At 63.9% G+C, this 24926-nt stretch carries 20 protein-coding genes; 3 read left to right on the top strand and 17 right to left on the bottom strand.

What is annotated here, in order from left to right; translation table 11 throughout:
• Positions 1-7: 7 nt before the first annotated feature.
• The 9 genes from KY494_RS03805 to KY494_RS03845 form a co-directional block, all read right to left on the bottom strand.
• On the bottom strand, positions 8-1231 hold the full coding sequence (locus KY494_RS03805; protein ID WP_219889970.1) for an NnrS family protein: 1224 nt from the start codon (positions 1229-1231) through the stop codon (positions 8-10).
• A 128-nt stretch (positions 1232-1359) separates the two neighbouring features.
• Positions 1360-2022 carry a response regulator gene (locus tag KY494_RS03810; RefSeq protein WP_034781594.1) on the bottom strand — a complete coding sequence of 221 codons (663 nt, stop codon included), beginning with the start codon at positions 2020-2022 and terminating at the stop codon, positions 1360-1362.
• Positions 2023-2047: 25 nt separating this feature from the next.
• Entirely contained in the window at positions 2048-3934 is a 1887-nt protein-coding gene (locus tag KY494_RS03815) for a type IV pili methyl-accepting chemotaxis transducer N-terminal domain-containing protein (RefSeq protein ID WP_258194647.1), read from the bottom strand.
• Positions 3935-3978: 44 nt separating this feature from the next.
• A complete protein-coding gene (gene moaA, locus KY494_RS03820; protein WP_219889972.1) occupies positions 3979-4965 on the bottom strand; it encodes a GTP 3',8-cyclase MoaA in 987 nt (328 codons plus the stop codon).
• 102 nt (positions 4966-5067) lie between these two features.
• Complete coding sequence (locus KY494_RS03825; protein ID WP_219135294.1) at positions 5068-5814, bottom strand: peptidylprolyl isomerase; 747 nt, start codon at positions 5812-5814, stop codon at positions 5068-5070.
• 25 nt (positions 5815-5839) lie between these two features.
• Entirely contained in the window at positions 5840-6526 is a 687-nt protein-coding gene (narI, locus tag KY494_RS03830) for a respiratory nitrate reductase subunit gamma (RefSeq protein WP_071077546.1), read from the bottom strand.
• A gap of 34 nt (positions 6527-6560) precedes the next feature.
• Positions 6561-7217: a nitrate reductase molybdenum cofactor assembly chaperone gene (gene narJ / locus KY494_RS03835; protein ID WP_258194648.1), complete on the bottom strand. Its 657-nt coding sequence runs from the start codon at positions 7215-7217 to the stop codon at positions 6561-6563.
• 9 nt (positions 7218-7226) lie between these two features.
• On the bottom strand, positions 7227-8777 hold the full coding sequence (narH, locus tag KY494_RS03840) for a nitrate reductase subunit beta (RefSeq protein WP_034781611.1): 1551 nt from the start codon (positions 8775-8777) through the stop codon (positions 7227-7229).
• A gap of 1 nt (position 8778) precedes the next feature.
• Positions 8779-12477, bottom strand: a complete 3699-nt coding sequence (locus KY494_RS03845) for a nitrate reductase subunit alpha (protein WP_219889973.1) — start codon at positions 12475-12477, stop codon at positions 8779-8781.
• Positions 12478-12708: 231 nt separating this feature from the next.
• Between KY494_RS03845 and KY494_RS03850 the strand changes: the two genes are divergently transcribed.
• Positions 12709-13080, top strand: a complete 372-nt coding sequence (locus KY494_RS03850) for a ribonucleotide reductase subunit alpha (RefSeq protein ID WP_219889974.1) — start codon at positions 12709-12711, stop codon at positions 13078-13080.
• A 121-nt stretch (positions 13081-13201) separates the two neighbouring features.
• Here the strand turns inward: KY494_RS03850 and KY494_RS03855 are convergent, their stop codons facing one another.
• Genes KY494_RS03855 through KY494_RS03865 form a run of 3 tightly spaced genes read right to left on the bottom strand, consistent with a single transcriptional unit; the run spans position 13202 to position 16589 of the window.
• Complete coding sequence (locus KY494_RS03855) at positions 13202-13894, bottom strand: carbonic anhydrase (protein WP_219889975.1); 693 nt, start codon at positions 13892-13894, stop codon at positions 13202-13204.
• Between the two features lie 56 nt (positions 13895-13950).
• Positions 13951-15336, bottom strand: a complete 1386-nt coding sequence (locus KY494_RS03860) for a NarK family nitrate/nitrite MFS transporter (protein ID WP_219135357.1) — start codon at positions 15334-15336, stop codon at positions 13951-13953.
• 8 nt (positions 15337-15344) lie between these two features.
• Positions 15345-16589, bottom strand: a complete 1245-nt coding sequence (locus KY494_RS03865; protein ID WP_219891467.1) for a nitrate/nitrite transporter — start codon at positions 16587-16589, stop codon at positions 15345-15347.
• Positions 16590-16973: 384 nt separating this feature from the next.
• Here KY494_RS03865 and KY494_RS03870 point away from each other — a divergent pair, with 384 nt between their 5' ends.
• Entirely contained in the window at positions 16974-17351 is a 378-nt protein-coding gene (locus tag KY494_RS03870) for a SirB2 family protein (RefSeq protein ID WP_219889976.1), read from the top strand.
• 4 nt (positions 17352-17355) lie between these two features.
• Here the strand turns inward: KY494_RS03870 and KY494_RS03875 are convergent, their stop codons facing one another.
• The 3 genes from KY494_RS03875 to KY494_RS03885 all read right to left on the bottom strand — a co-directional run bounded on the left by KY494_RS03875 (position 17356) and on the right by KY494_RS03885 (position 21390).
• The gene (locus KY494_RS03875; protein WP_258194649.1) at positions 17356-19818 is read right to left on the bottom strand and encodes a TonB-dependent receptor; all 2463 of its coding nucleotides are present in this window, start codon (positions 19816-19818) and stop codon (positions 17356-17358) included.
• 85 nt (positions 19819-19903) lie between these two features.
• Positions 19904-20905, bottom strand: coding sequence for a FecR domain-containing protein (locus KY494_RS03880; protein WP_219889977.1), 1002 nt, complete (start codon positions 20903-20905; stop codon positions 19904-19906).
• On the bottom strand, positions 20878-21390 hold the full coding sequence (locus KY494_RS03885) for a sigma-70 family RNA polymerase sigma factor (protein WP_219889978.1): 513 nt from the start codon (positions 21388-21390) through the stop codon (positions 20878-20880). Before KY494_RS03885 ends, KY494_RS03880 begins: the two co-directional genes overlap by 28 nt.
• 250 nt (positions 21391-21640) lie before the next feature.
• On the opposite strand from KY494_RS03885, the gene KY494_RS03890 reads away from it, so the two are divergent.
• Positions 21641-22153: a hypothetical protein gene (locus KY494_RS03890; RefSeq protein WP_219889979.1), complete on the top strand. Its 513-nt coding sequence runs from the start codon at positions 21641-21643 to the stop codon at positions 22151-22153.
• Positions 22154-22163: 10 nt separating this feature from the next.
• On the opposite strand, the gene KY494_RS03895 is transcribed toward KY494_RS03890, so the two are convergent.
• Both KY494_RS03895 and KY494_RS03900 read right to left on the bottom strand, forming a co-directional pair.
• Positions 22164-23426, bottom strand: a complete 1263-nt coding sequence (locus KY494_RS03895) for a DUF3472 domain-containing protein (protein ID WP_219889980.1) — start codon at positions 23424-23426, stop codon at positions 22164-22166.
• 63 nt (positions 23427-23489) lie between these two features.
• Positions 23490-24881, bottom strand: a complete 1392-nt coding sequence (locus KY494_RS03900) for a Gfo/Idh/MocA family protein (protein WP_219889981.1) — start codon at positions 24879-24881, stop codon at positions 23490-23492.
• Positions 24882-24926: the final 45 nt, after the last annotated feature.

Genomic DNA, 24926 nt, shown 5'->3' on the forward strand with positions numbered 1-24926 from the left:
TGACAGCTTAGCCTTCGCGCCCATCCACCCTGACGCGCCACAGATAGGGCGCATACACGCACGCATACAGGCCAAAGGCCAGCGACCAGCACGCGCCGGCAGCCAGCAGCAGCGGCATGGCCAGCGCGGCGGGACCGACGGCGGCCAGCAGGCGCGCCAGCGCGCCCAGCTGGATCAGCCAGTACATCGCCGCTTCCGCCCGGCCGCCTTTCAACGGCCGCCCCGTGTGGCCCAGGGTGGTGCGCGTCATCATGCCGATGATCAATCCCGCCATCGAGCCCACCGTCAGCGCGTGAAAGGCGGCGCTGGCCGGCAGCAGCCCCAGGCTGGCGGCCGCCAGCAGCGCAAAACCGACGCCTATCCACGCATATGACAGGTGCAAAATCCACAGCAAGGGCACGCGCAAGGTGCGCTGCGGCTGCCAGGCCAGCAGATTGGCCAGCGACACGCCGGCAGCGCAGAAAGCCAGCGGCGCCGTCAGCCAGGCTGGCGCGCCTGCCAGCCACGCGATGGCGGCCGCCGCCATGCAGGCCACGGCGACCAGCGCCCGCTGCGGACTGGCCACCGGCGTACGATTGGGATTGATATCGGGCGCGCCATTGCGCGTAAACATGGGAATGACGCGCGCGCCGATCACCGATTCGATCAGCACGATGATGAAGATGGCCGCCTGCACGGGCACGAACAGCGACAGCGGCAGCCATCCCAGCACGGCCGCGTGGAACAGGCCATTGGTCAGCGCCAGCAAGGCCAGCAGAGCGACCAGGAACAGATTGCGCGTATTGCCGGAACGGCGCAGCACCTGGTACAGGGGCCAGGCGGCCAGCGGCAGGAACAGCCACTCGACCAGCGCCGCCACCAGCCCGGGGCCGCACAGCATGGCGATGCGCCCCGCCAGCCACAGCGCCGCCAGCGCCATCAGCGGGGCACCGTGCGGCGTGGGCAAGCCCGTCCAGTTGCGCCCCGCCGTATACAAAAACCCCACGACGACGGCCAGCGCGAAGCCGAACACCATTTCATGCATGTGCCAGCCCAGGCCCACCTGCAAGGGGCCCGTCAGCAAGCCGCTATAGCTGGCCAGCCACAAGGGAATACTGATGACCGCAAACACGGCCGCCAGCAGGTAGAACGGGCGGAAACCCAGCTGCCAGACGGCGTGGCGGGCATGCCAGGGCGCGGCGCCTGCTGTCGTGGAAGGTGGAGAAGGTTCGCTGATCGGGGTAATGGCCATGATGGGCTCGCTTTTAAAGATATATTCAATATACTACTTTAAAAGCGCCAGAACGGCCATCGGCAAAAAGGACTAGAGAGAGGTAATAGGCATGGGGTCTGACCCGGCGGGTCAGACCCCAACTCGGGCTATTTGCCCTGGCGGTGCTCGACCGCATACACGGCCGCCTGCACGCGGCTGGTGAGGTTGAGTTTTTTCAGCACGTTCTGCACGTGGATCTTGACCGTGCTTTCGGCCAGGTCGAGGGTGCGGGCGATGCCCTTGTTGCTCTCGCCGCGCGACAGGCAGTCGATGATTTCCTTTTCGCGCGGCGTGAGTTTGTCGAGTTCCGACACGGGCTCCTCGCGTCGCGTGCCCGCCTGCAGCTGCGCCACCAGCTTGCCCGTCATCGCTTCGGCGATGACGACTTCGCCGGCCGCCGCGCGGCGGATGGCGCGCACCAGATAGTCGGCGTCGATATTCTTGATCAGGTAACCGCAGGCGCCCGCGCGCAGGGCCGTGGCCAGGTCTTCGGCATCCTCGGAGACGGTGAGCATGACGATGGCCGTGTCGGGACAGTCGTGCTGCATCAGTTGCAGCGCTTCCACGCCGGACATGCCGGCCATGTTCAGGTCCAGCAGTACCACGTCGGGCTGCAGCTGGATGGCGCGCTTGATGCCTTCCACGCCATCGGCCGCTTCGCCCACCACGGAAAAATCCGTATGCCGCTGCAGCAGCGAGCGTATGCCGCTGCGGAACAGCGCATGGTCGTCCACCAGCATGACGGTGATCGGTTTATCGGGAGTCTCCATTTTTTTTGTACTTTCAGATAGTGGCTTAGGCGGCGCGGCGCTGCTCGCGCGACAGGTGCAGTTCGACGGTCGTGCCGCCACCGGGACAGGCGTGCACGTCGAACGTGGCGTCGATGCGCTGCGCGCGCTCGCGCATGATATGGATACCGACATGACTGTCGCCCTTTTCCAGCACGGCGCAAGCATCGAAGCCGACACCATTATCGCTGATCGTCAGCGTAAAGTCCTGGTGATCGGCGAGGCGCACCTCGACATGGCTGGCCTGGGCGTGCTTGCGGATGTTCGACAGCGCTTCCTGCACGATGAAGAGTAACTGCAATTGCTGTTCCCGGGGGAATGGCGCGCCGTCGACATCGGCCAGCAGATCGGCCTCGATGCCCGTCTGGCGGCGGAATTTGTCGATTGCCGCACGCAGGGAGCCGATCAGGTCGTCCTCCATCAGGCGGCTGCGGAAGTTGGCCAGCAGTTCGCGCACGTCCTCGTAACTTTCCTTCACGCCCGCATGCAGGGCCGGCACGATGCCCGCCACCTCGTCGAAACGGGCATTGCGCACGGAGTCGTCGAGCATCTGCACTTGCAGGTTGAGGAAATTGAGGCTTTGCGCGATGCTGTCGTGCAGGCCCTGCGCCACCAGGTTGCGCTCCTCGGAAATGGCCATCTCGCGCTCGCGCGCGGCCAGGCGCAGGTTTTCCAGCGCGATGCCCAGCAGCTGGCCCAGGGTTTCCAGCAGCGCCAGCTCGCGCGCGGAAAATACGCGCGCATGGCGGAAGTGCAGGTTGAAGAAGCCCAGGTGCTGTTCGTGCGCATGGATGTGGAAGACGGAGACGGTGGCAAAGCCCTCGCGGTGGCAGCGCAGCTCGTGCGCCTTGTCGATGCGGCGCATGTCGTGCACCTTCGCCACCTTCATCTCGACGGCCGTGCCGCACAGGCAGTCGCCCACCTTCAGGCAATGCTCGGACGCCACCAGTTCTTCCGACAGGCCCGTATGCACCACCATGTGCAGGTTGCCCCGCTCGGCGTCGAGCACGCGCACGGTGGAGCCGTCGGCCTCGAAATAGTCGACGATGCGCTGCATGAAGCCGCCGCAGATGTCTTCCAGGGGCTGCGGGCGCTGCAAAAAGGCCGCGCTTTCGTACAGCAGCGCCAGTTCGCGGTTGCGGTATTCGAGGGTGGCCGTCTTGCTGCGCACGCCCTCTTCCAGGTTGCCGTACAGCGCCTGCAGGCGGTCGGCCATCTGGTTGAAGCCACTGGCCAGCTGGCCGAATTCGTCATTGCTTTCGACGGCCAGGCGCACGCTGAAATCGCGCTCCTTCATGCGCTGCATGCCCAGCCGCAGTCGCGTCACCGGTTCGATAATCAGCATGAACATCAGGTAAATCATGCTGACCGTGCCGATGACGGCCATGCCGACGAGGATCAGCTGCGAAGCGCGCAGCCAGAACGTGCGCTGCTCGCTATCGTGCTCGATCAGGCGCACCAACTGGTCGACCTGGCCGACGAAAGTATCGGCGTCATGCTCGAACTGGCGCGCGCGCGCGGTGGAATCGGCGGCCAGCGCGGCCGGACGCAAGCCGCCGCGCCAGGCGGCGCCGATGCGCTCGAATTCCGACTTGATGGCAGTGCTGGGGGGCAGGAACAAGGGACGTTGCGGATCGCCGTGGCCGATCTTGGCCAGGGTTTCGTCGACCAGCAGCACCTGCTGGCGCGCCTGTTCGCCAGCGTCGCTGGCCAGCAGCAGGGTCAGGCGATAGGTCTGCATGCGCAGCCGGCCCGTCTCGTTGATGGCGGCGGAACTGCCTTCGAGCTGCCACGACAGGAACAGGGTGCAGCCGATGGCGCTCAGCGCCAGGACCAGCATGAGCAGCAGCGCGCCGACGATCTTGGTCGACAGCTTCTGCCAGGAGGAAAACATCGCCTTGAATTTCATACCGCCCTTGAGTGTAAATACAAACTGCCTCAGCCGCCCGTCTGTGCCATGAACCTCACAATTTTATCGGGCTGCGTATTGAAATCATGCTGCTGCGGCTTGAGTTCGATGGCGGCGCGGATCGCCGCTTCGATCTGCGCATCCGTGGCCCCGCCGCGCAGCATAGGGCCAAGGGCGAATTTCTCTTCCTGGCCCAGGCACAGGTACAGGGTACCATCGACGGACAGTCGCACTCTGTTGCAGGTGGCGCAAAAATGCTGCGACATGGGCGTGATGAAACCGATGCTCGAGCGGCCATCGGGTGTCGCCATGTAGCGTGCCGGCCCGCCACCCAGTTCTTGCGCCTGCGGCACCAGGCCAAAGCGGGCCGCCAGGCGCTCGCGCACGGGACCCAGCGGCATGTAGCTGGCATTGCGGCCCGTACTGCCCATCGGCATGGCTTCGATCAGGCGCAGGATGAACTGCTGCTCGATGCAAAACGCCGCCATGGCCTCGATCTGGCCGTCGTTGACGCCGCGCATGGCCACCATATTGATCTTGATCGGGTCGAAACCGGCCGCCTTGCCCGCCATCAGGCCGTCCAGAATGGGCTGCAGGCTGTCGCGTCCCGTGATCTGCTGCATGCAGGCGCGGTCCAGCGAGTCGAGGCTGACATTGATGCGGTCGACGCCCGCCGCGCGCAAGGCCACGGCGTGCTTGCCCAATTGGGTGGCATTCGTCGACAGCGACAGGTCGTCCAGACCGGGCAGCGCGCACAACTTCTGCGCCAGCTGCGGCAGGTTGCGCCGCAACAGGGGCTCACCGCCCGTCAGGCGCACGCGGCGCGTGCCGAGACGAACAAAAATACCCAGCAGGCGTTCGATCTCGTCGAACGTCAGCCAGTCCTTCGGCTCCTCGAAACCGCGAAAGCCCTTGGGCATGCAATAACTGCAACGCAAATCGCAGCGGTCGGTGACGGACAGCCGCACATAATCGATCGAACGGCCAAAACGGTCCTGCAACTTGACGCTACCCATGACGCTACTCCTGTTACTTCCGTGATTGTAAAGGCTGGGGCACGATCTGGCTGTGCCCCAGAAGGCCTAGCGGCCTACGCCTTTTTAGCTACGCATTTCTACTTACTGAACCAGCGGACTGGCTGTGCCTTCGAGCTCGATGCCGGCGATGTCGGCGCGCCCCACCAGCAAGTGCAGATACTGGTGCACGGCGCGCTGCCACGCGGCGCGCGCCAGGCGATCGGCGATCTGCGCCTGCACCGCCTCGTAGGCGATGGCCTGGCCTTCGACCCGGCGCAGCACCTGCACGATGTGGTAGCCGAAGCGCGTTTCCAGCAAATGGCCGGCCAGCGCCCCCGCTTCCAGGCGAAACAGCAGCGCGTCGAATTCCGGCACGCTCTGGCCCGGCGACAGCTGGCCCAGGTTGCCCCCCAGCGCGCCCGACGGGCAGTTCGAATACTGCGCCGCCAGTTCGGCGAAGCGCTCGGGCGCCAGTTTGAGGGCGTCGAGCACGGCTTGCGCCGTCGTGCGCAGCAGCTCCAAAGGCGCTTCCGGCGTCACCTGGAACAGGATGTGGCGTGCCTCGACCAGCGCGCCGCTACGGAACAATTGCGGGCGCTGCGCATAAAAGGTGCGGCAAGCCGCATCGTCGGCGGGCGGCACGCGCACTTCCTGCTCGAACAGCGCTTCGACCAGGGCATCGTCGCTATCTGCTTGCAAGCCCAGGCGCTGAGCCTCGTCCAGCAGCAGCCGGCGCAGCACCAGTTCATGCACGGCCTGCTTCAGCGGATTGCCCGCCTGCTGGTGGTGCGGCAGTTCCTGCGCGATGTCGGCATCGTCGATATCGATGCCATTGACGGAAATTCCCATGATGATTCTCCTTTCAATGACCGCCTTAGCGGCGGCGCACCAGTTGATAGGCGCGGCCCAGATAGCCGATGGCGCCGAAACCGCTCCATACGTGCACCAGGCGGGTGAACGGGAAGATGACGAACAGCGACATGCCCATGAACAGATGCAGCTTGAACACCAGCGGCGCATCGACGATGAAGCTGGCCGCGTCGCCGCGGAAGGTGACGATGTGCTGCGCCCAGTTCATCAGCAAGACCATCATGTGGCCATCCATGTGCGACGCCGAGACGAAGATCGACGACAGGCCCAGCAGCAAGGTCAGCAAAATCCACAACATCACCAGCTTGTCGCCGGCCGTGGTGACGGCGCGCAGCCGGTCGTTGGAAAAGCGGCGCACCAGCAGGATCAGCAGGCCGGCAAGGCACAGGCCGCCCATGATGCCGCCAGCGGCCATGGCCACGCCCTGTTTCAGGCTGTGCGTCACGCCCAGCGTATCCCACACCCAGACGGGCGTGAGCAGGCCGGCCGCATGGCCGAACAGCAGGCCGATGATGCCGATGTGGAACAGGATATTGCCCAGGCGCAGGCTGCCACGGTGCAGCAGCTGGCTGGAATCGGACTTCCACGTGTATTGCTCGCGGTCGAAACGGATCAGGCTGCCGAGGAAAAAGATGGCCAGCGCGATGTATGGATAAATGCCATACACAAATTGATGCAAGTAATTACTCATGATGTACTCTCCTCATGCGGGCGCAGGCGGCCCATTAAGCGGCGCGCCGCGGCTGCGGGTGAAAATGCACGGGATGGACGCCGCCCGGGGCTTGGCGCAGCAAGGGCTCGACGCCATCCGCACCGGGACCGAAGGTTTCCAGCGCTTCATCCATGTCGCGGATCGGCGGTTCGGCCAGCATTTCGGCCGCCACGGGGCTCAGGCGTTCGAGCACCGTGAAGACGGGAGCATACAGACTGCCGTTGGCCGTCAGCTTGCGGCCGATATGCGCCAGCACGTGGACGGCGTCGCCCAGCAGCGGCGCCGATGCCGCCTCGTCGAGCTGCGCCAAAAATTCCAGGAACAGCGGCACGAAGTCGGGCAAATCGTCGCCCGTCATCTGCAAGCCATGGCGCTTGTATTCCTCCATCAGGTCTACCATGGCCTGGCCCCGGTCGCGCGATTCGCCGTGGATATGCTCGAACAGGTGCAGCGAGTGCGACGGGTTGCGGTCGAACGTGGCCACGTACTGCTGCTGCAGGTCGATCAGGCTGCTGCTTTCCAGGTGCGCCAGCAAGGGCCGCAACAGCGCGTGCTGTTCCGGCATGGCGGCCAGCGCAGAGTCCAGCTCGGGCAGGTGCGCGATCAGCTCGGGCTCGGGATACAGCAGCAGGCGCGAGAGGATTTGATAGTGATTCATAGCGTGTGTCATATCGGTTCCTTAAGCGCCTGGCGCCGTTTTGCGCGACTTCGGCATCTGCATGAAGATGGCCGAACCGTGTTTTTTCTTGCCGAACAAGGTCGGTTCGCTGGTGCCGTCCGAGCAGCCGTTGCCGAAGCTGAAGCCGCACGAACCCTTCTCGTTGAAGCTGTCTTCCGCCATTTCCTTGTGGCTGCTGGGAATGACGAAGCGGTCTTCGTAATTGGCGATGGCCATGATGTGGTACATGTCCTCCACCTGCGCCTTGGTCAGGCCCACTTGTTTCAGCACCGTGAGGTTTTCCACTTTTTCGACGGTCTTGCTGCGCATATAGGCACGCATGGCCAGCATGCGGTCCAGCGCCGTGACGATGGGTGGCTGGTCGCCGGCCGTCAGCAAATTGGCCAGGTATTGCACCGGAATGCGCAGGCTTTGCGTATCCGGCAGCATGCCGTTCACGCCCAGCTTGCCCGATTCGGCCGCCGCCTGGATCGGCGACAGCGGAGGCACGTACCACACCATCGGCAAGGTGCGGTATTCGGGATGCAGCGGGAACGCCACTTTCCACTCGACGGCCATCTTGTAGACGGGCGACTTGACGGCCGCTTCCAGCCAAAGATCAGGAATGCCCTGGCGGCGCGCCTCGGCGATGATGGCCGGGTCGTGCGGATCGAGGAACAGATCGAGCTGCGCCTGGTACAGGTCCTGCTCTTGCGGCACGGAGGCGGCCGCCTCGATCTTGTCGGCGTCATACAGCAGCACGCCCAGGTAGCGGATGCGGCCCACGCACGTTTCCGAGCACACGGTAGGCTGACCCGCCTCGATGCGGGGGAAGCAGAAGGTGCACTTCTCCGCCTTGCCGGACGACCAATTGTAGTAAATCTTCTTGTACGGGCAACCGGAGATGCACATGCGCCAGCCGCGGCACTTGTCCTGGTCGATCAGCACGATGCCGTCGTCTTCGCGCTTGTACACGGAGCCGGACGGGCACGACGCCACGCACGTCGGATTGAGGCAATGCTCGCACAGGCGCGGCAGATACATCATGAAGGTGTTCTCGAACGTGCCGTACATCTCCTTCTGCATGTTGTCGAACAGTTTATCCTTGCTGCGCTGGGCAAATTCGCCGCCCAGGTCATCTTCCCAGTTCGGACCCCACTCGATTTTCTCCATCTTTTTCCCCGTCAGCACGGAGATCGGACGGGCCGTCGGCGGCGTCTGCGACAGCGGCGCGCTTTGCAGGTGCTCGTAGTCGTAGGTGAACGGCTCGTAGTACTCATCGATGGCCGGCAGGTTCGGGTTGGCGAAGATATTGGCCAGTATTTTCAAACGGCTGCCCTGGCGCGGCTCGATCTTGCCCGCATCCGTGCGGCGCCAGCCGCCATTCCACTTGTCCTGGTTTTCCCACTGCTTCGGATAGCCGATGCCGGGCTTGGTTTCGACGTTGTTGAACCATGCGTACTCGACGCCGTCGCGGCTGGTCCACACGTTCTTGCAGGTGACGGAACAGGTGTGGCAGCCGATGCACTTGTCCAGGTTCAGCACCATGCCGATTTGCGCTCTGATTTTCATACTATGCTCCTTCTTCCTGCAACGGGCCTTCGAGCCAGTCAACCTTGTTCATCTTGCGCACCAATACGAATTCATCGCGGTTGGAGCCCACCGTGCCGTAGTAATTGAAGCCGTACGCCAGCTGGGCGTAGCCGCCGATCATGTGCGTCGGCTTGGGCACGGCGCGCGTCACCGAGTTATGGATGCCGCCCCGCTTGCCCGTCATCTCCGCGCCAGGCACGTTGATGATCTTTTCCTGGGCGTGGTACATCATCGTCATGCCGGCCGGGATGCGCTGGCTGACGACGGCGCGCGCCGTCAGGCTGCCGTTCACGTTGAACACTTCGATCCAGTCGTTGTCGACGATGCCTGCCGTCTTCGCGTCGGTTTCCGACAGCCACACGTGCGGTCCGCCGCGCGACAGGGTCAGCATGCGCAGGTTGTCCGAATACGTGGAGTGGATGCCCCACTTCTGGTGCGGCGTCAGGAAGTTCAGCGCCAGTTCCTTGTTGCCGTTCGGCCTGGTGCCCAGCAGCGCTTCCGTCGTCTTCGTGTTGATGGCCGGCTTGTACACGCACAGGCCTTCGCCGAAATCGCGCATCCACAGGTGATCCTGGTAAAACTGCTGGCGGCCCGTCAAGGTGCGCCAAGGGATCATTTCATGCACATTCGTATAGCCGGCCGTGTAACTGACTTCTTCGCTTTCCAGGCCCGACCAGGTGGGCGAGGAAATGATCTTGCGCGGCTGCGCCTGCACGTCGCGGAAGCGGATGCTGTCATGCTCGCGCGGCTTGGCCAGATGCGTGTGCTCGCGCCCCGTGATGGAAGACAGCGCGGCCCAGGCCTTGACGGCCACGTGGCCATTCGTTTCCGGCGCCAGCGTCAGGATCATTTCGGCCGCATCGATGGCCGTATCGAGGCGCGGCTGGCCCTTCGACACGCCTTCTTCGAGCACCGTGCGGTTGATGCCGCGCAGGACCTCGATTTCATGTTCCGTTTTCCAGGAAATGCCCTTGCCGCCGTTGCCGATGGTTTCCAGCAGCGGCCCGATCGAGGTGAACTTCTTGTAGACGTCGCGGTAATTGCGCTCGACCACCGTCATGTTCGGCATGGTCTTGCCTGGCACGGCTTCGCATTCGCCGGCGCGCCAATCCTTGGGATCGAAAGGCTGGCCCAGTTCACCGGGAGTGTCGTGCATCAGCGGCGTGAGGATGATGTCTTGCTGGGTGCCCAGCAACTCGCCGCCGATTTCCGAGAATTTCTCGGCGATGCCCTTGTAGATTTCCCAGTCCGACTTCGATTGCCACAGCGGCTGCACGGCTTCCGACAGCGGGTGGATGAACGGGTGCATGTCCGAGGTGTTCAAGTCGTCTTTTTCATACCAGGTGGCCGTCGGCAGCACCACGTCGCCATACAGACACGTGGTCGACATGCGGAAGTCCAGCACCACCAGCAGATCGAGCTTGCCTTCGGCGGCCGGGCGCACTTTCACCTGTTTCGGCGTGATGCAGTCATCTTCGTCGCTGAGCAAGCCATTCTGCGTGCCCAGCAGGTATTTCAGGAAGTATTCATGGCCCTTGCCCGAGCTGCCCAGGATGTTCGAGCGCCAGACAAACATATTGCGCGGGAAGTTGGCCGGATTGTCCGGGTCGTCGCACGAAAACTGCAGCTGGCCCGCCTTGATCTGGTCGAGCGCATACGCGGCCGGCGCCTGCCCTGCCGCCTTGGCGGCCTTGGCCACTTCCAGCGGATTGGTTTGCAGCTGCGGCGCCGATGGCAGCCAGCCCATGCGCTCGGCCTTGGCGTTGTAGTCGAGCAGGGTCAGGTCGCCCGTGCCGCTGGCGGCCGATGGCGAGGCGATGTCGCCCGTTTCCAGCTTTTCGTGGCGCCACTGGCTCGTATGCGCATAGAAGAACGAGGTGCCGTTCATCTGGCGCATCGGGCGTACCCAGTCCTGGGCGAAGGCCAAAGGCGTCCAGCCCGTTTGCGGACGCAGTTTTTCCTGGCCCACGTAATGGGCCCAGCCGCCGCCGGACTGGCCGATACAGCCGCACATCATCAGCATGTTGATGATGCCGCGATACGTCATGTCCATGTGGTACCAGTGATTCAGGCCGGCGCCCACGATGACCATGCTCTTGCCGCGCGTCTGGTCCGCGTTTTGCGCGAACTGGCGCGCCACGGTGATGACGTCGGCGCGTTTCACGCCCGTGTGCTTTTCCTGCCAGGCCGGGGTGTACGGCACGTCGTCATCATAGCTCTCGGCCACGTTTTCGCCGCCGAGGCCACGGTCGATGCCGTAGTTGGCCAGGGTCAGGTCGAACACGGTGGTGACCAACGCGGTGCTGCCGTCGGCCAGACGGATGGTTTTCACCGGCACTTTGCGCAGCAGCATGTCGGCCGCATCCTTGCCGCCGAAGTAGGCGAAACCCACTTCCGTGACGGCGTCGCTGTCATTGATCATGGACAGCATCGGCACGATAGGCACGCCGCTGCCGCCGGCCTTCTGCTCCAGGTTCCACTTGCCCGATTCGCCCCAGCGGAAGCCGATGGAGCCGGCCGGCGCCGTGATGGTGCCCGTGGTCTCGTCGATGACCAGGGTTTTCCATTCAGGATTGTTGGTCTCGTCGAGGTTGTTGTCCAGGTGCGAAGCGCGCAGGAAGTAATCGGGCACCAGGGTGCCGTTATGCTCCTTGAGCAGCACCAGCATGGGGAAGTCCGTGTACTGGCGCGCATATTCGCGGAAGTAGTCGGACTGGCCTTCCGAGTGGAATTCCTTCAGGATGACGTGGCCCATGGCCAGCGCCAGCGCAGCGTCCGTGCCCTGCTTCGGCGCCAGCCAGATGTCGCCGAACTTCACCATTTCGCCGTAATCGGGCGAGATGGCCACGGTTTTCGTGCCCTTGTAGCGCACTTCCGTGTAGAAGTGGGCATCCGGCGTGCGCGTCATCGGCACGTTCGAGCCCCACACCATCAGATAGGTCGAGTTGTACCAGTCGGCCGATTCCGGCACGTCCGTCTGTTCGCCCCACACTTGCGGGCTGGCGGGCGGCAAGTCGCAGTACCAGTCATAGAAGCTCAGGGCCACGCCGCCGATCAGCGACAGGTAGCGCGTGCCGGAGGCGTAGCTGACCATGGACATGGCGGGAATCGGCGAGAAGCCGACGATGCGGTCCGGGCCGTATTTCTTGATCGTCAGCGCATTCGCGGCGGCGATGATTTCATTCGATTCTTCCCACGTGGCGCGCACGAAACCGCCCAGGCCGCGGATGGATTTGTACTGCTGCGAGCGCACGGGGTCCTGGCTGATCCAGTCCCAGGCGGTGACGGGGTCCATGGTCTTGCGCGCTTCGCGCCACATTTCCATCAGGCGGCCGCGCACCATCGGGTATTTCACGCGCTGCGCCGAATACACGTACCAGGAATAGCTGGCGCCGCGCGGGCAGCCGCGCGGTTCGTGGTTGGGCAGGTCGGGCCGCGTGCGCGGGTAATCGGTTTGCTGGGTTTCCCAGGTGATCAGGCCATTCTTGACGTACACCTTCCAGCTGCAAGAGCCGGTGCAGTTGACGCCATGCGTGGAGCGCACGATCTTGTCGTGCTGCCAGCGCTGGCGATAGGCGTTTTCCCAGGTGCGGTCTTCGTCGACCACGGTGCCATGGCCGTTCGAGAACGGCTCGGCAGGCTTGCTAAAAAATTTAAGACGGTCCAGAAAGTGACTCATGCTACCTCCACATTGCGCCGCAGAAGCGGCGCCAGGTCATAAAAACGCTGCAAGCAGGATGGCTCAAGCGTCGATACAAACAGTCTATCGATGTGCCCTGCCCGGCGGTATTGGCAAGAAGTCGGTTTCCCGCACCAGGAATGCATAGGTGGGTAGTCACTATTGCCTATGGGCGCCGCGACCGTGCTGCGGTATACCTGTCGTCATCGTTCAACACAGAGAAAGAGCACCATGTCGATTACCGATTACGCCAGCCTGCTGCGCAGCGCCCGCGACCAGGAACAGCCGCAACGCCTGCTGTTCACCTTTACCCAGGCGCAAGCCCAGCCAGGCGGCCAGGGCAAGTCCCTCACGCCCGTGATGTGCGCCGACAAGCTGCCCGATGAACTGGGCAGCTTCGAGACATTGATGGAGGAGTCGAAACAGATGCAGACGCACTGGGACGTGGTCTTCGTGGCGGGACTGGCGGGTCGCGAGGGCCAGCCGCCGGCCGCACAGGACTGCGAAGCGCCCCTGCGCGCCATGGTGACGGCCATCGAGCAAGGCCGCATCGACGGCCTGCTGGCGTTTGACCGCAGCGGCGATTTATTGCGTTTTAGCTGAGGGAAGTTGTCGGATTACGCCCTGCGGGCTAATCCGACCTACATCATTCTTCCACCAATTATGCAAGGTAGGTCGGATTAGCGTAGCGTAATCCGACACATTGTTGGCGGCACGTTTCGGATTACCTGACCGCATCCGGCCACGGGCGCTCATGCAAATGCCGCGCCCGCTCTATCGGACAGACCAGCGGCAAAAACTGCTGCTGGCGCGCCGAATACGCCATCAGGGCGCCGCTGTCGATGTCGAAATACCATCCATGCAGTTTCAGCCCCCCCTGCTCCACCCGGCGCTTCAGCCAAGGGTAGGTCAGCAGGTTATCCAGCGACTGCAATATGCTGGCCAGCTCGCACGCATGGTGCTGCTCTTCCGACGAGCGATGCGCCAGCTCGCGCCGCACGCGCTGCGCCACCGGTTCGGCGATGCGCATCCACTGTCCCACGAAGTCCGTTTCCTGCCCTTCCGCGCGCGGCTGCGGTTCCAGCAGCGCGCGGATGCCGCCGCAGCGCGCGTGGCCCAGCACGATGACCCTGGCCACTTCGAGCTTGCAGACGGCAAACTCGATGGCCGAGCTGACGCCGGGCGGCGCGTCGGGCGTGCACGGCGGCACGAGGTTGGCGATATTGCGCACGACGAACATGTCACCCGGATCGCTGCCCGTCAGCAGCATGGGGTCGACGCGCGAATCGCAGCAGCCGATCAGCAAGGTCGTGGGCCGCTGCCCGTCGCGCAGGCTGTCGTACAGGGTTTGCGGCTCGCTGAAGTACTGCTGCTGAAACAGGCTGAAGCCGTTGACGAATTTTTCCAGTTCTTCCATGACAGACTCTCATTTCCTCAACGTCTGGCAAGAACGACTTGCCAGACATTCCAACTTTAGCAAGGCATCGGCGCATTCTTGCGCGCATAGCACCACCAGGTGATCGCGATGCAGCTGACATAAAAGCCGATGAAGCACCACAGGGCCGCGTCGGGGCTGCCCGTCAGCGAAATCGAGGTGCCATAGCTTTTCGGGATGAAGAAGGCGCCGTAGGCCGCCACGGCCGACGTGAATCCCAGGACGGCCGCACCTTCCTTGTTGGCGTCAAGGATGGCTTGCTCCTGCGCCGCCTTGCCCTTGCCGGCGGCCGCGCGCTGGTGCTCCGTCAAAAAGATCACGGGGATCATGCGGAAAGTCGACGCATTGCCGACGCCCGTGCCGGCGAACAGCAGCATGAACATCCAGAAGAAGCCGCTGAAACTGCCACCCACGCCCGCTTGCGGCATGAAGTACAGCACGCCCAGCACGGCGCCTATCATCAGCAGGAAGGACCACAGGGTGACTCTGGCGCCGCCCAGTTTATCGGAAATCACGCCACCGGCGACCCTCGCCAGCGCACCGACCAAAGGTCCCAGGAAGGCGTAATCGAGCGGATTCACGTCAGGGAACTGGATCTTGATCAGTAGCGGAAACGCGGCCGAATAACCGATGAAGGAGCCGAAGGTGCCCGTGTACAGCCAGCACATGAGCCAGTTGTGCTTGCGCTTGAAAATCACGGCCTGCTCGGAAAACGAAGCCTTGGCAGAGGCCAGGTCATTCATGCCGAACCAGGCCAGCAAGGTCGACAGCGCGATGAACGGCACCCAGATGAAGCCCGCGTTTTGCAGCCACATGTCCTTGCTCACGCCATTCTTGACCCAGGTCAGCGAATCGCCGCCCCAGGCGCCGAAGACGGCGAACGTGATCACCAGCGGCACGACGAACTGCACCACCGACACGCCCAGGTTGCCCAGGCCCGCATTCATGCCCAGCGCGAAACCCTTGCTCGCCTTCGGATAGAAAAAGCTGATGTTGGCCATCGACGAGGCGAAATTGCCGCCGCCGAAGCCGCACAGCAGGGCCAGGATCAGCATGGTCGGATAGCCGGTGTTCACATCCTGCACGGCCAGGCCGATGCCGATGGCGGGAATCAGCAGCGAGCCCGTGGAAATGGCCGTCCAGCGGCGGCCGCCGAAAATCGGCACCATGAACGAATAAAAGATGCGCAAGGTGGCGCCGGACAGACCCGGCAAGGCCGTCAGCCAGAACAGCTGGTTGTTACTGTAGGTGAAACCGATGTTGGGCAGATTCACCACCACCACGCTCCACACCATCCACACGGCGAACGCCAGCAGCAGCGCGGGAATCGAAATCCACAGATTGCGCGCGGCCGTGGCCTTGCCCGTGCTTTGCCAGAAGCTCGGGGTTTCCGGCTCCCACGTATTGATCATATAGCGGCTCATTGGTTTGCTCACAGCGTTGCTCCTGCAGGTTGAGGGATAGTCGCCGCACGCAGCGGCTTGAACGAGAAATACATCCAGACGAGGGAAACGCAGACGGTGCCGTACAGCAGCATGAAGGCGCTCGAACGCACGCCGGTGAAGTCCACCAGGGCGCCGAACATCACGGGCAGGATGAAGCCACCGAGACCGCCGGCCAGGCCCACCACGCCCGAGACGGCGCCGATGTTGTCGGAAAAATCATCGCCGATGAACTTGAAGACGGACGCCTTGCCGACAGCCATGGCGATGCCGACGATGAACAGCAGCGCGGTGAACCACAGCGGCGACAGGCCGATGTGGATGGCCAGCGGCCCCGTGACGGTCTCGATCACCATCTGCGTTTGCGGATACGACAGCAGGAAGAAACACACCCAGCACACCCACATCACGGCCCAGGTCACCCTGGCCGCACCGTATTTGTCCGCGATCCAGCCGCCGAACGCGCGCAGCACGCCGCCCGGCAGCGAGAAGCAGGCAGCCAGCAGCGCCGCGTGCTTCAAATCAAAACCGTATTCGGCCACGTAATACTTCGTCATCCACAGCGCCAGCGCCACATAGCCGCCGAACACCACCGAGTAGTACTGGCAGTAGCGCCACACGCGGGGGTCCTTCAGCACCTTCATCTGCGCCGAAAAACTTTCGCCCGATGGCGCCAGGTGCGATTTATCCGTGTACGAAAACAGCCAGAAGATGATGGCCGTGGCCAGCATGGCGACCGCATACACCTTGGGCAGCATTTGCCAGCCGAAGGCGGCGACGATGCCCGGCGCGACGAACTTGGTCAGCGCGGAACCGGAGTTACCGGCGCCGAAGATGCCCATCGCCAGGCCGCGGCGCTCCTTTTCATACCAGCGCGCCACATACGGCGTGCCGACGGAAAACGAGCCGCCCGCCAGGCCCACGAACATGCCCAGCACGAGGAAGTGCCAGTAGGCGGTGGCGTAGGAAATCAGGTAGATCGGCAGCACGCTGGCCAGCATCAGCAGGAAGAAGACGCGGCGTCCGCCGTATTTGTCCGTCCAGATGCCCAGCGGCACGCGCACGAGGGAGCCCGTCAGCACGGGCATGGCGGCCAGCAGGCCGAATTGTGTTTCCGTCAAGCCCAGGCTGGTCTTGATGGGGATGCCCAGTACGGCAAACATCATCCATACCGCGAAGCAGATGGTAAATGCGAAGGTACTGCTGATCAATACGGACGCCTGCTTGCGCCGCATGCCCGGTTCGACTGCCTTGTTACTACTGTTGTTCTTAGTGCCATCTAGGGTAGCCACGATGTTTCTCCATGAATGCACTGGCCGTCTGGCCAGCCGTCCCGACCAGCTTACGTGGCAGAGGCGAAAGGCACTATCGGCCACAGGGTGATTCTGGAAAGGCAATCTGGATAGCCGCATCGGCAAAAGTGACTAGATGGCGGGGTGCGGACCTAGGCTGGATGGCGGGCGTTTTACAAACGCGGGTATTTTTGGCACACTCGGCACCGGCACACGAAGGAGCTGGCCGGATTCCTGCGTTGCCAGCACCTTATCCCGGCGACCTATGGCGCGGCGCGCCAAAGGCGGCTATGCTGGCGCCATTGTCAACGCCTGTAAAGTCACCGCATGGATTACCTGAGTCTCAAGCACTTCCACATGGGTTGCGCCGCCGCCAGCGGCTGTCTTTTCCTCTTGCGCGGCGCCTGGATGCTGCGCGCCTCGCCCGCCTTGCAGCAGCGCTGGGTAAAAATCCTGCCGCACCTGATCGACACGGCCTTGCTGGCCAGCGCCATCGCCCTGGCCGTGTGGAGCGGCCAGTCGCCGGGCAGCCAGCCCTGGCTGGCCGCCAAGCTGTGCGCGCTGGTGGCCTACATCGTGCTGGGCACCATCGCGCTAAAACGGGGCAAGACGCCGGCCGTGCGCGGCACCGCCTTCGCGCTCGCCGTGCTGGTCTTCGCCTACATCGTCGCCGTGGCCGTCACCAGGCAGGCCTGGCCGCTCTGATGCATCAAAAAATGTAGCGCAGGGTGACGCTGGCATTGCGCGGCGCGCCCCAGTACCCCTGGTTGTACATGCCGAGCTGGCTGTAGTAATGCTTGTCGAACAGGTTGTTGACGTTCGCCTGCAGCGACAGCTGGCGCGACAGCGCATATTTCGCCATCAGGCTGGCCACGGCATAGCCGCCCTGCTCCACGCGCTCCGTGCCCTTCGGCCCCGTCGCATCGCGGTAGGCGCCGCTCTGCCAGTTCACGCCGCCGCCCACGGACAAGGCGCGCCAGTCGCCACGCAGCTGATACGTGGAAAATACGCGCGCCAGGGTCTGCGGCACATAGCTGTTCAAGCGCGCGCCCGCGTTGTCCTCTGCCGCGGCGTGCGATACGCTGGCCGATACGTTCCAGCCCTTGGCCAGCTCGCCCGACACGTCCAGTTCGACGCCCTTGCTGGTGGTGCCCGAGGCCGAGAAATACGCCTGCGTCAGCGCATTGCCGACAAAATGGCCCGTGTCTTCCTGCGCCAGGCCATCCTGCGCGATGCGGAACACGGCCAGTGCCGCATTGAGTTTGCCGCCAAAATACTCGCCCTTCACTCCCGCTTCCACATTCTTGCCCTGCACGGGGTCGAGATAGCGGCCAAACCGGTCCTGGTAACCCTGCGGCTTGAAGATCTTGCTGTAGCTGGTATACAGCGCATGCTGCGTATCGATATCCCATACCAGCCCCGCATACGGCGTGACGGCATGCTTGGCATAGGCGTAGCTGCCGCCCCAGTCATCGACGTGGTCCGCCTTGTAGCGGCTGTAGCGCGCACCGACGATCAGCTTCAAGGGGTCGGCCAGCGAGAAGCGCGCAGTGCCGTAGATGCCACGCTGCTGCACCGTGTCGAGCAGTTGCCAGCGCGAGAAATTCGGGTTATTCCAGTCCGGCTCCGGCGTCACGCCCTGCCATTGATGGAAATTGCCGTAGTCGACGCTGCCGCCGGCAATGCCGGGATTGCTGGAGAACTGGTTGCTGCCCGAGACGCCAAACGCCAGGTCGTGCGTGCGCCCCAGCAGTTGCAGCGGTCCCTGGACATAGGCGTCGACGCTATCCTGGCGCCGCGTGCCCGAGTAAAAGCCGGCGTAGCCCGTCACGCCCTGCCCCGTGGCCTTGTCCGGCCAGGTATTGGCGAAGAGCTCGGCCGCCGAGTAATTGCCCCAGCCGTGATTCAGCATGGCGGTCAGGTTCCAGCCGCTGCCCAGGCTTTGCTCCAGGCGCAAAAAAGCCGTCTGGCTGGTGCTGAACCAGCGGCTCCAGGTGGTGGCCGTGGTGGCGGAGCGGGAAAACGTGGCGCGCTCGCCATCCGCATACCACAGCGGCAAGCCGCCATACATGCCGCCGCGCGGGCGGTTATCCTGGTATTCATAACCGGCGATCAGCACGCTGCCGGGCGCCAGGTCCGCTTCCACGGTGGCATACGCCATGGCCTTCTTGCCGTGGTACAGATCCACATACGATTCGCTGTCCTGGTAGCTGGCGACGACACGGCCACGCACCTTGCCGTCCGCAGTCAACGGCGTGGACAGGTCGGCGCTGGCGCGCGCATTGTTCCAGGAACCCAGGCTCAGGGCCGCATTCCCGGCCAACTGCCCCGATGACGCGCGCTTGCGCACCAGGTTGATGGTGGCCGACGGTTCGCCCGCGCCCGTCAGCAGGCCGGTGGCGCCGCGCACGATCTCGACCCTGTCGTAGGCCGTCATGTCCAGCGTGCTGTCGCCCACGTTGTAGGCATTGTCGACCGTGGTGGGGATGCCGTCGTACTGGTAGCTGGCGATGGAAAAGCCGCGCGCAAAAAACGAAGTACGGTCGCTGTCGTAGCGGTTGATGGCGATGCCGGCCGCGTTTTGCAGCACGTCTTCTACCGTTTGCAGATTCTGGTCATCCATCTGCTGGCGCGTGACCACACTGACGGCTTGCGGCGTCTCGCGCACGGACAAGCCCAGGCGCGTGGCCGAGCGCATGGCCTGCGTCGTATAGGCGCCGCTGCCTTCCGTCGCGCCGTTCGCATCAAAGCTGGCGCTGACCTTCATCTCGGGCATGGTCTGACCGCCATCGGCCGCTGCCGCGTCGAGCACATAGCCGCCATTCGCCTGCGGCAGGGCACGCAAGCCCGAGCCGGCCACGATGGCGCCCAGCGCTGCAGGCACGCTGTAGCTGCCCGTCAGGCCGGCGCTGCGCTTGCCCGCCAAGGCGGCGGCCTGGTAGGAAAGCATGGTGCCCGTCTGCTGGCCGAAGCGCACCAGTACCTGTTCCAGGGTGCCGGCAGGTATCGCCAGCTCGATGCGCGCCGCATTGGCTGCCTGGGCAAGGGGGGCGGCAGCCGAGGCGCCGCTGGCGGCGAGCAACCACAGGGCCTGGCTGACGGCCAGCGCCGCCACGCGGCGGCGGCATACAGTGGAAGCGGAAGAAGCGTAAATAAGAGTTGTGCTGGGCATGCGGACTGTTTTCCTGAAAGTGAATGAAGGGTTCACTTGCCATGTCACGCGAAAATCGAAAACCCCTCAGTTTTTCAGAAAATAATTAGGGATGCTTCCGATGCGGCACCACGCTCACCCAGAAACGCGTGCTCTGGCGCACGTCGACGGGCAAGGTGCGCGTCAGCATGTCGAGCACCTGCCCCGTATCGGCCAGCGGGTAGATGCCGGACACGCGCAAGTGCGCGACGGCGGGATCGCAAGCGAGGCGACCATGGCGGTAGCGCGCCAGCTCGCCGATAAACTCGGCCAGCGGCATATCGTGCGCCACCAGCATGCCCGTCGTCCAGGCGTCCGCGCCGGCGGGCAAGGCCTCGATTGCCCCCGTGCGGTTCGCCGTGAACATCGTTTGCTGACCGGGGTGCAGCCTTTGCACGGCGCCTGGCGCCAGCATTGGCATGATGTCGACCGCGCCCGCAAACACGCCCAGGCGCGTGACTCCGCCACCGGCGCGCACGGCAAAGCGCGTGCCCACCGGTTGCAACCGGCCTTGCGCCGTGTGCACCAAAAACGGCCGGCCGGCCGGATCGCGCGCCGTGCTGACCATGATCTCGCCCTTTAATACAGTCACCAGGCGCTGGCCCGCGTCATAGCGCACGTCGATGCTGGACGCCGTATTGAGCGCGATGCGCGTGCCGTCGTCCAGCACGACGTGACGCAGCTCGCCCGTACCGGTACGGTAATCGGCCAGCCAGAAGCGCGCCTGCTCATCGCCGCCCGCCATCCAGGCGCCGCCGCCCACGGCCAGCAGCGCCAGGAATGTCAACGACTGGCGGCGCGCGGCGTTGGCCTGCGCATGCGCGGGCTTGCGCGCCAGCGTGCCGTGCGCCAGCGGCGCTGGCAAGGCGCGCATGCGCGCCATGCAGCCTTCGACATGCTGCCAGGCTTGCTCATGTTCCGGGTCGCTGCCGCGCCAGGCGCGCCAGGCCTGCTCCACTTCTGGCGCTACGTCGCCGGCCTGCAGGCGCACCAGCCATTCGACAGCCTGCAGGCTGGCCGCTTCCGGCGTCAGGGCGCCCATCACGGCACCGGCTGGGCAAAGAAACATTGGTGCATGGCCTTGACCAGGTAGCGCTGCACGGTGGCCAGCGAGACATTCAGTTCCAGCGCGATGGCCGCCTGCGGCATGCCATCGAGCTGCGACAGCAGAAAGGCGCGGCGCACGGCCGGCGCCAGGCCATCGAGGCGGCGGTCGATGTCGAACAGGGCTTCGAGCAGAATCGCCTGCGCCTCGGGGTCGGGCGCACTTTGCGCCGGCAGGCTGGCCAGGGTGTCCAGATACGCCGCCTCCAGATCGCGGCGGCGATACAGATTGCCCAGCACGCCCTTGGCCACCGTCGTCAGGAAGGCACGCGGCTCGCGCGCGGCGATGCTTTCTTCGCGATTGAGCAGGCGCATGAAAGTGTCGTGCGCCACGTCGGCCGCATCAAAGGCGTTGCCCAACTTGTGCCTGAGCCAGCCTTGCAGCCACCGGTGGTGATCGTGATACAGGCTGCCCACCTCCTGGTGAACGCCGGGTTGGGCAGGCGGCACGTCGCATACTCCCTAGCTTGCAAATAATAATGATTCGCATTCTATATCCATGCGGTGCTGCGGCGCAAGCGCCCTGCAAATGCCTGTCTGACGCGATTTTTGCAAACACTGCCATGATGATCGCGTCCGTCGGCGTAGCGCGCGTTGCAAGTTCTGCAGAGCGCGCCCAGATACGCGGCAATGATAGTATTGGCAACACCTGAACAAGCAGGCCTCCCTGGCCATGCATCCACACCATTGAAAGGCAAACATGCTGCTATCTGAACTGCTGACCAAGCTGACCTGCGGTGAACTGGAAGGAGAGGAACTCGACGAAGCCGTCACCGCCATCACCGCTGCGCCCTCCGCTCCGCGCGACGAGTGGATCGACAGCGATGCGCAGGCCTACACGGTGGCGATCCTCTTGCGCCTGGCCTGCTATACGGCGTCGAGCGACAAGCTCGATGAATTGCACGAACAGATACAGGACATGTTCGACGAATTCCCCGACTTCCCGTACGAGATGCTCGAGGACAGCGGCGGTAGCGCGCTGCCCTATTTCGAGTGGCTGGACACGGAACTGGCGCAGCGCGCCGTGGAAGACGGCGGCTATGAGCTGATCCAGATCGACGGCAACGGTTCCGACGAAATGGATGCGCTGGTGGTGTACCGGCGCGACACGGACGACATCATCCAGGCGGCGGCATTGATGGGCGTGACCATAGTCCGGCCGCTCACCTACTATCGCGGCATCGAAGCGACGGTGGGCAAGCGGCCGTTCTGAGAAACCACGCCTATTGCATCGGCAAGGCGCTCACGTCGACGGCGGGCGCCTGGCCCGTGGCCGGGCGCGTGAAGTTCTGGCCGGTTTTCACGTACCCGGCGAAGAAACCGCCGTTACGCAGGTAGAACTTGCCGTTTTCCACGCCGCCCGCATAATCCATGCGCTGCGCGTTGGTGGCCGTGGCGTCGCCCGTGTAGCGCCCTGCCGTCACTTCCGACCAGGTGCCGGCAACGTTCCTTGCCCACTGATTGCCGAACTGGACGCGGCGCTCCGTGTGGCCCAGGGTATCGATGAAGTTTTCGAGGAAGGAATGCACGCGCGTCAAATACGTGGAAATCGCCGGCCGCTTCCAGGTGGCGATGTAGCGCCATTTTCCCGTTTCGGGCGCGAAGAACCAAGCCGAGTAATCGCTGCCGCCCTTGCCGTCGGGCCGCGCGCGCGTGATGAAGCGGTACGTGGTGCCGGCCGCCCAATGATATGAAAGGTAGGTTTGCCCGCCCGTGCCCTCGCCGCCAAATGCGTTGTCAACCACGCCGGCGCCCTTGCTGACCAGGGTGGTCTTCGCGCCATTCTCGGCGTCCCACACGGAGAACAGGATCCAGCGCTCGCTGGGCGACTTGACCTGGATGCCCATGTAACCCTGGCCAAAGCCGTTGGCCATGAAGTAGGAGCCGATGGCGTCCTGTCCCACGGGTATCGTCATCTCGTTATAAAAATACTCGGTATTGACCGGTACCGTGTAGCCCATGTGCACGGACGGCCCGCGCCGCGACCAGTAGTAATTGGCGCGGTCATTCGCGTAATTGAGCGCGGCGCCGGCCGTCACCTTCAGTGCCGAAACGTCGCCGAACGTGGCCTTGGCGCGCGTCAATCCCTGCAAGTCCACCTTCACATAGCCGGCCGCCGGCACATTGACCGTACCGACGGCGTAGGTCTTGCGCGCCTTGCCGGCCAGCCTGACGTCGAACGGCGTGCCGTTGATCTTCACGCGGATGGTGCTGTCGCCGCCATCGGCCAGGCTGGCGTCCAGCGCCACCTGGACGGGACCCGCTTCAGCCACGCGGAAATACATGCTGGCCACCGCTGCCGGATTGCTCCAGCCGGTCAGGCCATGTTCGCCGATGACGGCGCCCTTGTCTGCACTGGTGATGAAGGCATTGCCGGCCAGTTCCACGCTGGCGGGCGTCGCGGACGCCACGGGCGCGGCCACGCAGGCGGCCAGTAAAGGCATGGCGGGAAGGACAGCGTAGAACAATGAACTTCTGTGTTTCATCAACGTCTCCTGGAATGGAAAAAACCCGCTACGGCGGCAGGCGCGGTAGCGGGTTGTGAAACCTTAGTACTTGCCGTCGAGGGCGAAGATCGGCTTGCGCGCTTTCCACTGGCCGCCCGTGAAGTCGGGGAAGTCCAGAGTCTGGAAGTTGGCGGCGATCGACTGCTCGGACAACGGCGTGATGGCGCTCCACGTGACGGCGTCGTAGATATCGATCGGCATCGGCGCGTTGGCCTTCAATGCTTCGACAAAGGCGTGGATGACGAAGAAGTCCATGCCGCCGTGGCCCGCGCCTTCGGCTTGCGCCGCGTATTTGCGCCACACCGGGTGCTCATACTTGTCCTGGTAAGCCTTGAAGTCGTCCCACTGGTGCGGCTTGCTGACGCCCTCGATATGAATCGAATTATTCAAGTCCATCCACAGGCCGTCCGTGCCTTGCACGCGGAAACCCAGCGAATACGGGCGCGGCAGGCTCGTATCGTGCTGCAGGATGATGGTTTCGCCGTTTTCGCACGCCAGGGTGGTGGTGACGACGTCGCCCAGCTTGAATTTCACCTTGGCGTTCGCATGCTGCGCGCCGCCCGGCTGCTTGACGATGTAGTCGTGCAAGCCGCGCGCCTTGGTGGCAAAGGCGTTGATGCGCGTAAAACGGTTGCCGCGATTGATGTTCGTGTACATGGCGCACGGGCCGATGCCGTGGCTCGGATACAGTTCGCCATTGCGCTCGACCGAGTGCTGCGTGCGCCAATGGGCTTCCGACCAGCCCTTTTCGCCGAATTCCACGCCGCCGCCATACGGCTTGGCCGGATTGCCGCTGTTGAATTTGACGGCGCGCAAATCGTGCTGGTAGCCGCCCTGCAGGTGCAGCAGTTCGCCGAACAGGCCCGCGCGCACCATCTGCAGCGCGGCCATCACGTCGCGGCGGTAGCACACATTTTCCAGCAACATGTACGGCGTGCCCGTCTTCAGCTGGGTATTCAGCACATCCCAGTGGTCTTGCAGGGTGATGCCGGCCACCACTTCGCAACCGACGGCGATTTTCGCCTGCATCGCGGCAATCGCCATCGGTGCGTGGAATTCCCACGGCGTGGCGATGATCACGCCATCGAGGCCGCCCGCGTCCAGCATGCGCTGGTAGGCTTTCTGGTCGCGATCTTCGCCATAGGTGCGCGGACGCGGCTTGCCCGCTTTGGCCACCTGGCCCAGCGCGTGTTTCAGCATGATCGGTTCGATATCGCACAGGGCAACCACTTCCACGTCGTCGCGGCGCACCAGTTCGGCCAGCAGCACCTGGCCGCGCATGCCCGTGCCGATCAGGCCCAGGCGGACCTTGTCGCGGCCGGCGGCAGGTGCGGCGCTGGCATCGCCAGGCAGCAAGGCGCTGCCGGCCATGGCGCCACCGGCCAGCGCTGCGCTGGCGGACAGGAAATTGCGTCGATTGATTTGTGTCGTCATTGGTCTCTTCTCGCTTCCGTTGGTAATGATCGTCACCGGCACGCC

The sequence above is a fragment of the Janthinobacterium sp. PAMC25594 genome (assembly GCF_019443505.1).
Taxonomy (GTDB): Bacteria; Pseudomonadota; Gammaproteobacteria; order Burkholderiales; family Burkholderiaceae_D; genus Janthinobacterium.